The following is a 12,911-nucleotide window of genomic DNA, read 5'->3' as shown; positions in this document are numbered from 1 at the left end:
GTTCACCTTGCGCACCATCACCGCCTCGATGCCGGGCAGGAACTCGGCCACGGCGCGGGGGTTCACGCCCAGCGCGGCCGCCATGGCCAGGACCGCGCCCATGTCCCAGCCGATCACCGCCGCGCCCGCGATACGCAACTGTCCGCCGATGCGACCGACGAGGTCCCAGACCTGTTCGCCCTCAATACTCTGCGGCCGGTTCAGCCGCGCGGGGCAGTCGGGGCAGATGCCGTCACAGGCGGCGCAGTAGCGATCGCCCCCGCCGAACTGCCAGTCGGCGAGGGCGATGAGGCGTTTCCCTCAGCGTCCAGCATCAGACCCTTGCCGACGAATTCGGTCTGGAACGCGTCGAAGATCGGGAAGATGTCCAAGAGGGCGTCGATCCCTTCGGGGGTGACGGGCAGTGGCTCGCCCTCGGTGTCACCCACCCCCTCCCAGTCGAGCAGTGCGCGGCGCGCGAGGGCTCGGGCAAAGACCATGCCGCGCGCATCGTTGCTGGCATCCTCAGGAAGGGCCTGCACGGCTGGATCGGCGCGCGCCGCCATCATCAGCGCGGTGCTCATTGGTGCCAGTTTGAGTCGCAGTCCGGGCGCAAGCTCGAGCCATTCCGGTTCGCGGGATAGGTTCAGTCGCAGCATCAGTAGGCCTCCACAGAATTGACAAGGGTAACGGTGCACATACGCCCGAGCGTGGCGTCGCGTGCCGCTTGCCACTCAAACCGCGCCTGCACGCCCTGTGGCCCGGCGATCTCGAGCCGCGGGCGCGGCAGATAGACGGCGTGCGCGGTGAGTGTGAGGCTTTCGCCCGAAGGCAGCGCATAGGAAAAGGAAATCTCGCAGGGATCGCCGTTCAGTGCCTGGTTCACCAGCGTCTGGTCGGCAAAGCGCACCTCGATGCGCCCGGTGAGGGCGGCAATCGAGGGGTCGGTGCCCTCGATCTTGCCATCGGCGCGGATCGTCTCGATCCGGTCGAGATTGTTGGCATAGGTGATCTCGGCCGAGACGAGGTTGCCCAGCGCCGCGCCATTGCGGCTGACCGCGCCGTTGAAATGCCCGAACCGCTTCAGTCCGAGATCAGTTGGCGTGCCCGCGCTCGCGGCCGCACCCACCGTTTCGCCCTGCGCCACCAGCTTTGCCGTAGCGGTCAAAAGCCCCGAGCGTTGCACCTGCCACGAGAGCTGATCCAGCATGCAACCCGAATACATCGCATAGCGCGGCACCTCGGGCATCGCCGTCTCGATCGACATCGACGGCAAGCTCCAGCCGCCCGAGCGAAACTCATGCGTGTAGGGTCCGACCCCGGTGGTGGTCGGCGCCCCGAACGCAGCCTTCAGCCAGATGCCAAAGCCTTCCGCGTCGATCGGCACCACCACATCGCCGTCGACCGTCACCGCGTCCTTGATCGGCGCCAGCGGATCGCGGCCAAAGCCCAAGAGCTCATTGCCCATGAGCGGTTGCTCGGCGCCAAGCGTGGTGCTGGCGAAGGGCATCCGCGTATAGCCGCCAACTGGCGGCGTGCCGTAACTCGTCTCGAACGCCAGCGCCATCTGCGCCCGCGCGCCTTGCGCTCGTGCCATCGTGTTCATCCTTTCGTTGGGGGAATGTTTGCCGGGATCAGCCGAGCGGGTCGGCGGTGGTGTAGTGCAGCACGACGGTAACCGTGGCGGCCTTCAGACTGGCCGCGCCCTCGACCGCCAGATCGACCGCGCGCGGCGCTTCCGCCTCGACCCAGTCGCAAAGTCCGCCCAAAGTGCGGTCGGCAGCAATCGCCGCGCCAATGCTGGCGCAGAGCGTGTCGAAGGCGGCATCACGGGCCGCGCACTGCACAACCGCCTCGATCTCGGCCCGGTGCTGGTAATGATAGCGCAGCGGCGACAGCGTCACCTCAGGCTCCCCCGGCTCGCCGTCGCGCAGGATCAGGAGGCCAGTGGTTGGCACACGCTCGGGCAGCACGTCACCGCGCAGAGTGGTGGCGGGGAAGGTTTGCAGCGCTCCATGCAGCGCGGTGAGGATGTTTTCGCGGGGGGTGGGCATGGAGATTCCGGGTCGATCTTGCAAAATTAGTGCCTGCAAGCTATATAGCTTCCAAGACATGAGGACCGAATGCCCTGGACCGTTTCCTTTGCCGACGAGTTCGAGCCGGAGTTCGACGCGCTTGAGGCGGAAGTACAGGACGCGATCCTCGCGCGGGTGCTGCTGCTCGAACGTGAGGGGCCATCGCTTGGACGACCGCATGCCGACACCCTGACCGGGTCGAAGCACGCGAACATGAAGGAACTGCGCTGCACCGCCGCAGGTGGCGTCTGGCGCATCGCCTTTGCATTTGATCCCGACCGACAGGCGATCCTGCTTGTCAGCGGGGATAAATCAGGTGGCAGCGAGAAGCGCTTCTATAGGCAGCTGATCGCCCGGGCCGACGACCGGTTCGACCGCCATCTGGCACAACGGAAAGGATGACGACCATGGCACGGACCCTTCAAGACAAGCTGGCGACCCTCGATCCCGCCCGTCGTGCCGGGATCGAAGCCGAGGCCGCACGCCTGCACACCGAGTACCTGACGCTGCAGGAACTGCGCAAAGCCAAGGCGTTGACGCAGGTCCAGCTTGCCGAAACCCTTGGCATCCAACAGGCGACCGTCGCAAAGTACGAGCGCCAAAGCGACCTGCTACTGTCGACGCTGACGAGCTACGTTCGCGCGATGGGCGGCTCTCTGAAGTTGATGGTCGAGTTTCCCGGCAAGGCCCCCGTAGCGCTGGAGGGTTTGGGCGAGACCGAAGAACCAGGCCGTCGCCGTCGTGGACGGGATGCCCAGCGGGCGGGCGCGCGTCTCTGAGGTTCACTCGGCCTCGATCCACGCCGCCACGATCAGCCCCGGCACCGCGTCCACCGCGCGTTCTGCATCCCGCGCCAGATCCAGCCGCTTCGGCAGCTTGACCTGCGGCACAAGCAGGAAGATCGGCACCGTCGTCGCCCCACGTCCGGTCTTGGAGCGTGAAGCCACGGCGCGCCCCTTGGTGTTCAACCGCCCCTCGGCCACCAGCAGGCTCGGGCCCCTGCGGCGATAGATGAAACGCAGGCGCAAGCCAGTGCGGCGCTCCCATTCGCCAGGGGTGATCCGGCCGCTGCGGGTGGATTTGCCTGCCGCTGGCGTGGGGATCGCCAGCCAAAATCCGTCCTTTGACCGGATCAACGGCCCGGTGTCATGTGCGCCGACGATCACTGGGGCGTTCGACCAAACCAGCGCCGCGGCGTTCAGGCTGTCGCCTGACTTCGGGAAGCTGGCGAGGCGGATCGAGTTGGCGAGGCGTGTGCCCAGCCCCGCGCCGGTGATCTGGCTGCGCCAGGCGGATTTCAGGCCGGCCCCGACCTCGCGCATCGCGGCGGTAACGGCCTTTTCCCCGGCCGCGACCTCGGCGGCCATCATCGCGGCAATGTCCGGATCGATTTCGATGGTCAGCTTCATTCCGGCTGCAAATCCAGCGTCCAGACCAGCCGCTCGCGGTCGCGGATCGGCTCACCCTGAATGGTAAAGCCTTCGGCGCCGATCAAGATCCGGTCGCCCGGGGCAGGCGAGGGCATCTCGGCCACGCGGGCGTCGACGGTGGTGGTGTCCGACAGGATACGCGCGGCACCAAAGGGGGTGATCGCGTCCGGTGCCTTGCGGATCAGGCGGACGGGCTGGCCTGGCCCGGCGCCGCCTGCGAGCCAGACCGCTTCCACCGCCATGTTGCGATCGGCAAAGACCCGCTCCATGGCGGTGAAAAACGCAGTCACGCTTTCCCCCCTCAGTTCGAGCTCAAAAGCCGGATCGCAAGGCGGGGGCGCTTGTTCACGGGCAGGATCGAGGCTTCGGTCATCAGGTCAATCCAGCGGCCCTTTTCGTCGAGGTGCTGGCGCGCATAAAGCGGCAGGCCCATGGTGTTGGCGGCTTCAAGCAGGTTGGCCGGGCCGCCATAGGTGGTGAAGGTGTCGAAGGTGCCAAGTGGGAAAGCCACGCCCTCGTTGGCGGGCAGGAAACGCTCGGCGGTGCCACCCGACAGGGTGGCGCTGCCGGTGTATTCCTCGAACAGGATGCCCGCGAAAGGGAAAGCTCGCCGCATATCTTCGCGCAGGGGCTGGCCGCCGGTGGCCGAGAAGAACTTGTAGGCGTCCTCGGTCTTGGGGTGCGAGATCAGCTTGTCAAAGAACTCGGCGCTGACGAGGGCATGGGCGCGGATCATCGTCTCGCCCAGAAGATTGTCCTCGATGGCGCGCAACACTTCGCGCACCTTGCCCTGCACATTGGTGCCTGCGGTGCCCAGCGCGAAGTCGACCGAGATCTGCGCGAGGCCGAATTCGTCGAAATAGTTGTAAAGCGTGGTGCCCGCGCCATCCTTGACGATGCCGCGGAGAGCGTTCATCTCCATGTATTCCCGCGTCTGGGCGTGCTTGCGCCGCATCAGCATCAGCTTGCGGTTCATCACCTCGACCAGCGGATCGGCGGCATCCGAGACGCCAAGCGCGGGTTGCCCCTGAATGTCGCCGGGCAGGATCACATCATCATGCGGGATCCACGGCAGGGCGAAGGAACGCATCGAGCGGCCCTCGCGAGTGCCGACGGTGGCGGGGGCACCGAGCGGCACCGAGGGCAGCAGGCTGAGGATGCCTTCGCGCTGCTCGATGACGATGCTGCGCTGGCTGACACCTTCAAAGCGAAAGAGGCCGATCTGGCCGAGGCGGGTGTAGAGGTTGGGCAGGATGTTGATGGCCTGCGTCATCTCGGCCAGCGAATAGCCGCCAGCGTCAAAGGGATTGCGGATCAGGGACATGGGGTGCTCCGGGGGGAAAGAGGGAAGGGATGCCGACGCCGCGCGTCAGACGCCGTCGCGCGGCACGATGCCCGCGGCGTTCAGCTGCGTGTGTTTCGTGGCAACTTTGGCAGCGTCGCTGACCGTGGCGTCAAAGATCAGCGCGGTCTTGGCAACGATGGCGGGCCCGCGCCGCAGCACGATGCCGATGGCATCCGCCAAGGTGGCATCGACGGCGTAGAGCAGCACGGCGATGGCGGTCTCGGCCCCATCGGCGCCGCCGCTGGTCGCGAGCTTGTATTTGCCGCTCGCGGTGATCTGCCCAAGCACGGATCCGACCGGGTAGGGCATGCCTTGCGCGAGGGTGATCACCTCGCGGGTGTAGTTCGGGTTGACCTCGTATTTGAGGACATCGCCCATGCCGGGCGGTTGGGTCAGAACGGGCATGGTTCAGGCTCCGGGTTGGTGGGGAAACGGGAAGGATGATCAGCGCTTGGCGTCGGCCGCCGACTTCTTCGCGGCGGCGATGATCGGGCTGTCTTTCGCGGGTGCCGCCGCCGCAGGGGCGGTGGCGATGATCCCCGCCGCATCGCTGCGGGCGGCGAGATCGGCCAGAACGCGCGCACGCAGGGCCTCGGGCTTCAACCCGCGCGTGACGGCATCGGCGGCGTCGATCTGCACGCCAAGCCGGGCGGCCTGCGCACAGACCTGCGCCACCTCGGCCGCCTCGGCGCGAATGGCGTCGGACGAGGGCGCTTCTGGGGCGTTGCCGGTCAATTGCGACGGGGTTGCCACGGCGAGCGGGGGTGACGGCGCCGCAGACGTGTCCGCCGTGGAAACCGCGGCCGCCGTCGCGGCGGGCAAATCGGGTGAGGTCGAAGCGGGCAGCGCGGAAGTTGGCGCCTCACCCGGCGCGCTGTGCGGGGTGGCCGCTGCCCTGATGGGCTGGGCTGCAGTCGGCGCAGCGGCGGGCGTTTCGGGAGTGTTGGTGGTCATCATCGGACCCTTTCCTTTTGGGGTGGAAATGCCGCGCGGGGCGGCGGCGAAGGCGCGAAACGCGGTGACGGGATCGGCGACCTCGTCGGCTAGACCGGCGTGGATCGCCGCCTCGCCCCGAAACACCGCCGCCTCGGTGCCGAGCGCGCGCGCCACATCGATGCGGTCGCCGCGCCCGTCGGCGACAGTTCGGGCAAAGAGCAGGCGCAGATCCTCGAGCTCGGCCTGCATACGCGTGCGCACGGCCTCTGGCAGCGACTGATAAGGATTGGCATCGACCTTGTGCGCCCCGGCATGGATCAGGGTGACCGCGACCCCCTTTTGATCAAGGGCCCCGCTCATGTCGGTGTGCAGCGCCACCACGCCGATACTGCCGACAGCACCTGTGCGCGGCAGGATGATCCGGTCGGCCTGAGATGCCAGGACATAACCAGCCGAGAGGGCATGTTCTGCTACGAAGGCGTGCACCGGCTTTTGCACCCGCGCCGCCCGGATGCGATCCGCGAGATCGAAGGCCCCGGCGACCTCGCCGCCGAAACTGTCGATGTCCAAGGCGATGCCACGCGCACCGGGATCCGCGAGCGCGGCCTGCAATTGGGCGGCGATGCCCTCATACGACGTGAGGCCCGACGACTGCCCGATCCATGCACCCCGGTGCACAAGTGTGCCCGAGATTTCGATCACGGCAATGCCCTCCACTAGAGCGAAAGGCCGGGTGCCGCCCTGCTGGTGAAGCTGAGCGAGGTTATTGCCAAAAATCGAGGCGCGGGCGGGCAGGGCGGCCGCGGCCTGATCCGCCGCGTCGACCTCGAGCCCCAGAAAGGTGATCTCGCGCCCGGTGATACGTGGCCCGAGGCCCGAGAGGAAAGCGAGGGCCTTGGCAGGCTCGACCATCAACGGGGTGTTGAAGGCGCGCTGGGCGATCTGGGCGTGGTGCATCATCCGCGCTCCTTGGCGTCAGGTTTTCCATCGGTGTCTTCTGCCGCATCGCCGTCTGGCGTGTCGTCCTGTTGGGCCTCGTCACCGCCATCAGCCCCACCCGGCCCCTGCGCCGGAGATCCCGGCCGCCGGAAGTCGAGGCCCAGCGCCTGTTCGCGTTTGCGCTCGGCGGCGATTTCGCGGTCGACCTGTTCGGCGTCATAGCCGCGCTCGGAGATCGCCTGGGTGCGGGATTTGAGGCCCGCTTCGATCTGCAGGATCTCGGCCGAGGCGTCCTTCATCGGGTCGATCCAGTCCCATTTGGTCGGAAGCCAGGCGCAGGCCTGATATTGCCGTCGCTGGCTGTCGTAACCCGGCAGGTCCAGCTCGCCCGACAGCACAGCCGTGTCCATCCAGCGCACCCAGACGGCGCGGCAGAGCTGATAGACCAGCACGCCATGCTGCCAGGCCGAGATGCGACGCCGGAATTCGATGAGGCTTATCCGCGTGTTCGAGAAGTTGCCCTTCGCGGTGTCGCCGGTGAGATAGCCATAGGGGATGCCCAATGCCGCCCCGATCTGCAGCAGGGTGCGGTACTGGAACGGCTCGTAGGTGCCGCCCGAGTCGGGCGTCGCCGGGGTCGAGACATCCTCACCCGGGTCGAGGCGCACCACCTGGCCGGGTTCAACCTCCAGATCTTCCTCGGTCGGTTCCAGCGGGGTTTCCGGGGCGGGCGAGGTGATGAACATCGCAAACATCGCCGCGATTTTCTTCCGCTCCAGCTCGGCGTCATCATAGAGGTCCAGCGTGAACAGCTTGACGACGGCGGCTGCGAACCGTGACACACCGCGCAGCTGGCCAGCCTCAACCGGGTCCAGCACATGGATCACATCGCCAGCCGGAACGCGGACGGTTTCGCCCGCGAGGCCAGGATCGGTCAGATCGCCAGGGTGGCGGCGAAGGAAATGGTAGGCGACGCGGCGGCCGATGCCGTCGAATTCGATGCCCTGACGGATCAGCCCGGCGCCGGGCAGGGTGCGGTTCATGTCCAGCGGCAGCATTTCGGCGGGAAGCATCTGCAACTGAAGGGGAACGGTCAGACCATCCTCGGACCGACGGGGCCGGAGGCGGATGAAGACCTCGCCCGACAGGAAGACCTCGCGCGCCGCCCGTCGCTGCAATCCGTAGAAATCCGTCAGCCCTTCCGCGTCCGCATCATCAGTCCAGGCCAACCACAGCGCCTGCAGTTCTTCCTTCTTTGCCGCATCGGCGATGGTGGAGGAGGGCTTGATGCCATCGCCCACGACATTGCTGGCGAAGCTTTCCACAGCATTCGCGGCATAGCCATTGTTCCGGACCAGCCAGCGGGCGCGGGCGGTGATCGTGTCGCCCGACGCCGCGATCAGCGTGTTCACATGGGCGCGGCTGGCGCGGAAACCCCGAAGTCGCCGGTGAGCCTGCGCCGCGTCAAATCCGCCGATGATGCTGCCGATACGTTGCCGGAACGCTTCAAACGCCATGGATCACAGCCCCTTTGAGGCAACCGTGCCCCAGCGCCGACGGCGCGGCGTGCCGGTCGTGGCCGTCGCAATCCGGGTCTCGAGATCGCTGATGGCATTCGCCAGCTCGGCGTCCGACCCATAGTTGACCGACTTGCCATCATAGCTGACCGACCGGACGCCCGCGTAGCGGGCTTCCTGCAGCGCTGCCAGCAAGGCGCGCATGCGTTCCAGATCCATCTCAATCCCTCATGAAGTTCGGTGTGTAGGCCCGGCGTTTGCGCCGGGGCGTGGTCGGCGTTCCGGCCTTGGGTGCGGTTGGTGCGGTCGGTTCAGGCGATGTAATCGGCTCTGGCGCCGCTCGGGTTTCCACCCCGGCCTGCGCTTCCAGCCGCCGCCAGGTCGCCTCATCCCAGCGATCAGCGCCCATGATCCACGCCGCAGCCCTTGCATAGACGCGGGTGTCCAGCGCCTCGTTGCGTTCCCGCATTTTCTGCCATTCGGGGTGGGCATAACCGCGCTTGTTGCGCACGGTAACCAGCTGCTCGGCCACCAGCTGCTTCAGCCATTCGGTGTCGATCCAGTCAGGCAAGTGGACCGTGCCGGGGGCGTCCAGCACGCCCAAGCTCCGGTCTTCATCCGAGGGGCGTTCCAGCCGCAGGAAACGGTAGGTCTCGATCTTGAAGGTTGCCGTGGCCACCGACCACAGCCGTGCTCCCCGGCGCAGACGTTTGCCGCCGATGGTGGCGTCGACGAAGGTCGGGCCTGACACGGGCGTCGCACGGTTGAAGCCTTCGAGGCCCTTGATCGGGGCCACTTGGTCGAACCCTTGCTTGCGGGCCCATGCATAAACCGCCGGTGCTTCATAGCCGGTGTCGATGGTCATCTTGCCGATCACCATCACTGCGCCATTGGCACAGGCCCATGTCCGACCCAGAAGGGCCGTCAGCTTGTCCCAGCAGGCCGGTTCGTCCGGGCCACCTGCAATCACGATGTGATCGACCAGCCAGCTTTCCAAGCCCCGGCCCCAGGCCCAGACATCGACCTCGATCCGGTCCTTCTGCACATCGACGCCAGCCGTCAGGAACAACCCGCCCATGGGGATCTGCGCCCCGCCATAGGCTTCGCGCCGTTCCGCCAGCCGTTGCCATTCGGGCGCATCGCCACTTTCGACCCACGTCTCGCCCAGCAGGGTGTTGCGCGCCGCGCGCAGCATCTCCTCCGAGCCTTGGGCCGCCAGCCAGTCGCGGGCGATCTGCTGCCAGCTTTTCCAGCCCAGGGGCGAATAGAGCGCAGATAGGTGGAAGCCGATGGAATGCGGATCGGCGGAAACGGCGGTCGCGCGCCACTCCCCGCGCTCCAGCATTGCGGTCTTGTGATGCTCCGCGATGGGCTTTTCGCAGCCCTCGCAGTGATAGGCGGCGGTGTCGGGCCGCCCCTTGTCCCAGCGCAGGCGTTCGAACTGCAGCCACTGCATCGCGCCACAATGCGGGCAGGGCACGAAGTACCGGCGCTGGTCCGAAGCCTCGTATTCCCGTTCGATCCGGCTCAAGCCCCGGATCGTCGGGGTCGAGACCATGAACACCTTGCGCCGGTGCGAAAAGGTGGTGGTGCGTGCTTCGGCCAGGGTGACCGGATCGCCTTCCTCGTCGGCCGAGGCCGGATAGGCGTCGACCTCATCCAGAAAGATGTAGCGCGCAGGCATCGAGCGCAGGCCGGTGGCAGAATTGGCACCGGTCAGCACCAGGATGCCGCCGGGAAACTCTTTTGAGAGCATCGAATTGCCCGCGTCGCGGGACCGGGCGGGGTTGACCCGTTCGCGCAGCGCCGGGCTTTCCGCAATCAGAGGGTCCAGCCGCCCCCGTGACGTGCGCTTGGCCAGTTCCAGGGATGGCAATACCGCCAGCATCGGCCCCGGCGCGTGATGGATGACAAAGCCAATCCAGTTGTTGCCCGCCTCGGTCGCGCCGACCTGCGCGGCCTTCATGAAGCTGATCCGCTGCGCCGGGTGCCGCGGCGACAGTGCGTCCATGATCTCGCGCAGGTAAGGCGCGCGGGCGGTGCGATACCGCCCCGGTTCAGCCGCAGCGCGCGACGACAGCCAGCGATGCGCATCCGCCCATTCCGACACCGTCAGGTCCGGATCGGGGCGCATGCCGTTGCGCCAAACCCGAAGGATATCGTCGGCCCCGTCAAACCCGAGATCGAGGTCTGCAGTCAGGTCGTCGCCGGTCAGATCATCATTGTCATCATCCAAGCGAGACCCGGAGGTCGGCGAGGGCGTCGAGTTGCGCTCTGACATGGGTTTCCAGCACCCTCTGCAGGATCGCGGCCTCGATGATTACCGGCGCGCCGGTTTGCTTTTCCACCCCAAAGGCCACTTCGGCCGCCATCAATGCCGCAACCCGCGACGGCCATGTTACCCAGGCGTCGCGTTCCTGCCGCGCGAGCCGAAACACCAGCATTTCTGCACGCGCCCGGTCCACCAGATCACCCCGCTCTTTCGCGAGCCGCATCTGCGCGCGTTGCGCTTTCACCACCTCGTTGACGGTGCGGGCCTTGAGAAAGGCCGAAGGGTCCGCCGATCCGCTGGCTTGCGCAACCCCGTCTGCCCGCGCCTTGCCAGGGTGCGTCAGATCGCGGTAACGCGCATCCGAGGCCGTGGCATTGATCGACCCATCCGCAAACAGCACCAGACGGCTGGTCTTCTTGGCCTTCTGGACGGCCCCGCGCGAGAGGCCGGAATGGGCGGAGTATTCGCGTTCGCTCATGCCCTTCATGGCGCTCTGAACTATCCTCAAAGTATTGGAAATAAACGGGAAAGACTGCCTATTTCGGTTGATTACACTCCGGCCAGGAGCGACTCTCTGGTCAGGAAATCACCCCCGGATCGGAGACCGGATCATGACCATGGCCACCACCACCATTCGCATCGACAGCGCCACGCTACCGGAACATTTCGACCGCAACCGGATGAACAGTGTCGCCGCCAGCATCGAGGCGGAACTGAAGGACGCAGGGATCAAGGCCGAAGCCTCGGATCTGTTCTCGCATCTCAAGATCGAAGTGCCGACCGCGCAACTGGCCGCTGCCAGCGCCGTGCTGGCCGACCTGCAACTGATCTGAGGCAGGCAGCAGAAAACGATGCCACTCATCCCGGAGACCAAGCCATGACCACCCGACGCGCCACCGATAGCGCCAAAGCCCTCGACGCCTTCATCGCCACCAAGGTCGAGATCGACGCGATGCTGGATCGGCTGAAGGCCGTGAGTGCCGACCATTTCAACACCCACCCCGACGAGATCACCTGGGGGCATGTCGGCACCCTGAACCATTACGCCAGCCTGCTGCGCCAGATCACCGACGCCGCGTTCAAGGAGGGCGAACACGCCGCATAATTCCCCAGCCGCGCGAGCGGCCAGTGCTCGATCCGGTCCGGCTGCGCGATCAGGCTGCGAAGGCTTTCCGCTGCGGTCATGGTCATGATCTGCGCTCTGCCGTCTTTTTTCGGGCGGCTGCCGCGTCGCGGTCGCCGTAAAGCCGGGTGCCAAGCTGGCGCAACAGTTCGCGTTCCGGCCAGGTCAAACGCGGATCATCAAGGCTTACCGCAAGCAAGCCCTGCTCAAACCAGCCATCGGCTTTCACCTCATCGGGGCCGCGGCGGTGGCCGCCGTAGCCCTTGGGCACAAAACGCATGCCCATGCTCATGCAGCCAACCGCTCGGCTTTCAGGCTGGCAAAGCTGCGCCCGCTTGCCTCGTCAATCGCCTCGCCGCCGGTGAATTGCTGCCAGCGCTCGACCGCCACATCGACGTAAACCGGGTTCAACTCGATGCCAAAGCAAACGCGCCCGGTGGTTTCCGCCGCAATCAGCGTGGTGCCCGATCCCATGAACGGCTCATAGACCGCCTGGCCGGGGTTGGAGTTGTTCAGCATCGGGCGGCGCATGCATTCCACCGGCTTTTGCGTACCATGCACGGTCGCGGCATCCTGATCCTTGCCGGAAATTGCCCAGAGCGTCGTCTGCTTGCGATCGCCCGCCCAATGGCCCTTGCCGGACTTGCGCACTGCATACCAGCAGGGCTCATGCTGCCAATGATAATCGCCGCGGCTCAGCACGAGGCGGTCTTTCGCCCAGATGATCTGCGAGCGGACGTTGAACCCCGCCGCCATCAGGCTCGCCGCCACCTCGCCCGCATGCAGCGCGCCGTGCCAGACATAGGCAACATCGCCGGGAAACAGCGCCCACGCCTCGTGCCAGTCGGCCCGGTCGTCGTTCAGCACCTTGCCGATGCGCTTGGTTTTGGCCGCACCCGCCTGATTGCGCCAACTTGGGTCATAGTCCACGCCATAGGGTGGGTCCGTCACCATCAAGAGCGGCGTGACCGCGCCGAGCAGCTTGCCCACCACCTCGACCGAGGTGCTGTCGCCGCAGATCAGGCGATGCTTGCCCATCACCCAAAGATCGCCCGGCAGCGTGACCGGTGTTATCGGCGGTTCCGGGGTCTCGTCCTCGCCTTCAACCGCGCCGGTGCCATCCTGCGCCGCGCCGTCACGCAGCAGGTGTGCCAGATCAGCCTCGCTGAAGCCGAGCAGGTCGAGTTCGTATTCCTCGGCCAACAGCTCTTGCACCTCCTGCAACAGCATCGCCTCGTCCCATTCGCCCAGCTCGGTCAGATGGGGTGGTTGCCGCCCTCCCCAGACGGCATCGT

General features: G+C 66.3%; 17 protein-coding genes and 1 pseudogene. 4 read left to right on the top strand and 14 right to left on the bottom strand.

Features of this window, described 5'->3' with window-relative positions; genetic code table 11:
• Positions 1–200: 200 nt before the first annotated feature.
• Genes Q8J98_RS03160 through Q8J98_RS03150 form a run of 3 tightly spaced genes read right to left on the bottom strand, consistent with a single transcriptional unit; the run spans position 201 to position 2,033 of the window.
• Positions 201–638: a hypothetical protein gene (locus Q8J98_RS03160; RefSeq protein WP_305293107.1), complete on the bottom strand. Its 438-nt coding sequence runs from the start codon at positions 636–638 to the stop codon at positions 201–203.
• The gene (locus tag Q8J98_RS03155; protein WP_305293106.1) at positions 638–1,576 is read right to left on the bottom strand and encodes a phage tail tube protein; all 939 of its coding nucleotides are present in this window, start codon (positions 1,574–1,576) and stop codon (positions 638–640) included. The genes Q8J98_RS03160 and Q8J98_RS03155 overlap by 1 nt, the downstream gene beginning before the upstream one ends.
• A 37-nt stretch (positions 1,577–1,613) precedes the next feature.
• Entirely contained in the window at positions 1,614–2,033 is a 420-nt protein-coding gene (locus Q8J98_RS03150) for an acyl-CoA transferase (RefSeq protein WP_305293105.1), read from the bottom strand.
• Between the two features lie 69 nt (positions 2,034–2,102).
• On the opposite strand from Q8J98_RS03150, the gene Q8J98_RS03145 reads away from it, so the two are divergent.
• Both Q8J98_RS03145 and Q8J98_RS03140 read left to right on the top strand, forming a co-directional pair.
• Positions 2,103–2,456, top strand: coding sequence for a type II toxin-antitoxin system RelE/ParE family toxin (locus Q8J98_RS03145; protein ID WP_305293104.1), 354 nt, complete (start codon positions 2,103–2,105; stop codon positions 2,454–2,456).
• Between the two features lie 5 nt (positions 2,457–2,461).
• Positions 2,462–2,833, top strand: coding sequence for a helix-turn-helix transcriptional regulator (locus tag Q8J98_RS03140; RefSeq protein ID WP_305185242.1), 372 nt, complete (start codon positions 2,462–2,464; stop codon positions 2,831–2,833).
• Between the two features lie 3 nt (positions 2,834–2,836).
• Here Q8J98_RS03140 and Q8J98_RS03135 read toward each other — a convergent pair whose 3' ends face one another.
• Genes Q8J98_RS03135 through Q8J98_RS03095 form a run of 9 tightly spaced genes read right to left on the bottom strand, consistent with a single transcriptional unit; the run spans position 2,837 to position 10,980 of the window.
• On the bottom strand, positions 2,837–3,463 hold the full coding sequence (locus Q8J98_RS03135) for a DUF6441 family protein (RefSeq protein WP_305293103.1): 627 nt from the start codon (positions 3,461–3,463) through the stop codon (positions 2,837–2,839).
• Positions 3,460–3,774, bottom strand: a complete 315-nt coding sequence (locus Q8J98_RS03130) for a hypothetical protein (protein WP_305293102.1) — start codon at positions 3,772–3,774, stop codon at positions 3,460–3,462. The genes Q8J98_RS03135 and Q8J98_RS03130 overlap by 4 nt, the downstream gene beginning before the upstream one ends.
• Positions 3,775–3,785: 11 nt before the next feature.
• Complete coding sequence (locus Q8J98_RS03125) at positions 3,786–4,808, bottom strand: major capsid protein (protein ID WP_305293101.1); 1,023 nt, start codon at positions 4,806–4,808, stop codon at positions 3,786–3,788.
• 45 nt (positions 4,809–4,853) lie between these two features.
• A complete protein-coding gene (locus Q8J98_RS03120; protein ID WP_305293100.1) occupies positions 4,854–5,234 on the bottom strand; it encodes a head decoration protein in 381 nt (126 codons plus the stop codon).
• Between the two features lie 39 nt (positions 5,235–5,273).
• Positions 5,274–6,722 (bottom strand): S49 family peptidase, encoded by a 1,449-nt coding sequence (locus tag Q8J98_RS03115; RefSeq protein WP_305293110.1) that lies wholly within the window; start codon positions 6,720–6,722, stop codon positions 5,274–5,276.
• Entirely contained in the window at positions 6,722–8,221 is a 1,500-nt protein-coding gene (locus Q8J98_RS03110) for a phage portal protein (protein ID WP_305293099.1), read from the bottom strand. The genes Q8J98_RS03115 and Q8J98_RS03110 overlap by 1 nt, the downstream gene beginning before the upstream one ends.
• Positions 8,222–8,224: 3 nt before the next feature.
• Positions 8,225–8,440 carry a phage head-tail joining protein gene (locus Q8J98_RS03105; protein ID WP_305293098.1) on the bottom strand — a complete coding sequence of 72 codons (216 nt, stop codon included), beginning with the start codon at positions 8,438–8,440 and terminating at the stop codon, positions 8,225–8,227.
• Position 8,441: 1 nt separating this feature from the next.
• Complete coding sequence (locus tag Q8J98_RS03100; RefSeq protein ID WP_305293097.1) at positions 8,442–10,502, bottom strand: phage terminase large subunit family protein; 2,061 nt, start codon at positions 10,500–10,502, stop codon at positions 8,442–8,444.
• Positions 10,450–10,980, bottom strand: a complete 531-nt coding sequence (locus Q8J98_RS03095) for a hypothetical protein (protein WP_305293096.1) — start codon at positions 10,978–10,980, stop codon at positions 10,450–10,452. Before Q8J98_RS03095 ends, Q8J98_RS03100 begins: the two co-directional genes overlap by 53 nt.
• A gap of 124 nt (positions 10,981–11,104) precedes the next feature.
• Between Q8J98_RS03095 and Q8J98_RS03090 the strand changes: the two genes are divergently transcribed.
• Entirely contained in the window at positions 11,105–11,326 is a 222-nt protein-coding gene (locus Q8J98_RS03090) for a hypothetical protein (RefSeq protein ID WP_305293095.1), read from the top strand.
• Positions 11,327–11,370: 44 nt separating this feature from the next.
• Positions 11,371–11,598, top strand: coding sequence for a hypothetical protein (locus Q8J98_RS03085; RefSeq protein ID WP_305293094.1), 228 nt, complete (start codon positions 11,371–11,373; stop codon positions 11,596–11,598).
• A gap of 82 nt (positions 11,599–11,680) precedes the next feature.
• Here the strand turns inward: Q8J98_RS03085 and Q8J98_RS03080 are convergent, their stop codons facing one another.
• On the bottom strand, positions 11,681–11,896 hold the full coding sequence (locus Q8J98_RS03080; RefSeq protein ID WP_305293093.1) for a hypothetical protein: 216 nt from the start codon (positions 11,894–11,896) through the stop codon (positions 11,681–11,683).
• Between the two features lie 8 nt (positions 11,897–11,904).
• Positions 11,905–12,876: pseudogene (locus Q8J98_RS03075) on the bottom strand (site-specific DNA-methyltransferase); the annotation flags it as partial.
• Between the last annotated feature and the right edge of the window lie 35 nt (positions 12,877–12,911).

Origin of the sequence: Phaeovulum sp. (assembly GCF_030684035.1) — a bacterium.
Taxonomy (GTDB): Bacteria; Pseudomonadota; Alphaproteobacteria; order Rhodobacterales; family Rhodobacteraceae; genus UBA6213.
The sequence above is the reverse complement of the archived record's forward strand: the minus strand, read 5'-3'. Positions and strand labels throughout refer to the sequence as shown.

Excerpts from the sequence above, each read along its gene's own strand:
- Q8J98_RS03145 (WP_305293104.1), top strand. The coding sequence starts at position 2,103 with ATGCCCTGGACCGTTTCCTTTGCCGACGAGTTCGAGCCGGAGTTCGAC.
- Q8J98_RS03150 (WP_305293105.1), bottom strand. The coding sequence starts at position 2,033 with ATGCCCACCCCCCGCGAAAACATCCTCACCGCGCTGCATGGAGCGCTG.
- Q8J98_RS03140 (WP_305185242.1), top strand. The coding sequence starts at position 2,462 with ATGGCACGGACCCTTCAAGACAAGCTGGCGACCCTCGATCCCGCCCGT.
- Q8J98_RS03100 (WP_305293097.1), bottom strand. The coding sequence starts at position 10,502 with ATGTCAGAGCGCAACTCGACGCCCTCGCCGACCTCCGGGTCTCGCTTG.
- Q8J98_RS03120 (WP_305293100.1), bottom strand. The coding sequence starts at position 5,234 with ATGCCCGTTCTGACCCAACCGCCCGGCATGGGCGATGTCCTCAAATAC.
- Q8J98_RS03115 (WP_305293110.1), bottom strand. The coding sequence starts at position 6,722 with ATGCACCACGCCCAGATCGCCCAGCGCGCCTTCAACACCCCGTTGATG.
- Q8J98_RS03135 (WP_305293103.1), bottom strand. The coding sequence starts at position 3,463 with ATGAAGCTGACCATCGAAATCGATCCGGACATTGCCGCGATGATGGCC.
- Q8J98_RS03160 (WP_305293107.1), bottom strand. The coding sequence starts at position 638 with ATGCTGCGACTGAACCTATCCCGCGAACCGGAATGGCTCGAGCTTGCG.
- Q8J98_RS03125 (WP_305293101.1), bottom strand. The coding sequence starts at position 4,808 with ATGTCCCTGATCCGCAATCCCTTTGACGCTGGCGGCTATTCGCTGGCC.
- Q8J98_RS03095 (WP_305293096.1), bottom strand. The coding sequence starts at position 10,980 with ATGAAGGGCATGAGCGAACGCGAATACTCCGCCCATTCCGGCCTCTCG.
- Q8J98_RS03105 (WP_305293098.1), bottom strand. The coding sequence starts at position 8,440 with ATGGATCTGGAACGCATGCGCGCCTTGCTGGCAGCGCTGCAGGAAGCC.
- Q8J98_RS03085 (WP_305293094.1), top strand. The coding sequence starts at position 11,371 with ATGACCACCCGACGCGCCACCGATAGCGCCAAAGCCCTCGACGCCTTC.
- Q8J98_RS03080 (WP_305293093.1), bottom strand. The coding sequence starts at position 11,896 with ATGCGTTTTGTGCCCAAGGGCTACGGCGGCCACCGCCGCGGCCCCGAT.
- Q8J98_RS03090 (WP_305293095.1), top strand. The coding sequence starts at position 11,105 with ATGACCATGGCCACCACCACCATTCGCATCGACAGCGCCACGCTACCG.
- Q8J98_RS03155 (WP_305293106.1), bottom strand. The coding sequence starts at position 1,576 with ATGGCACGAGCGCAAGGCGCGCGGGCGCAGATGGCGCTGGCGTTCGAG.
- Q8J98_RS03110 (WP_305293099.1), bottom strand. The coding sequence starts at position 8,221 with ATGGCGTTTGAAGCGTTCCGGCAACGTATCGGCAGCATCATCGGCGGA.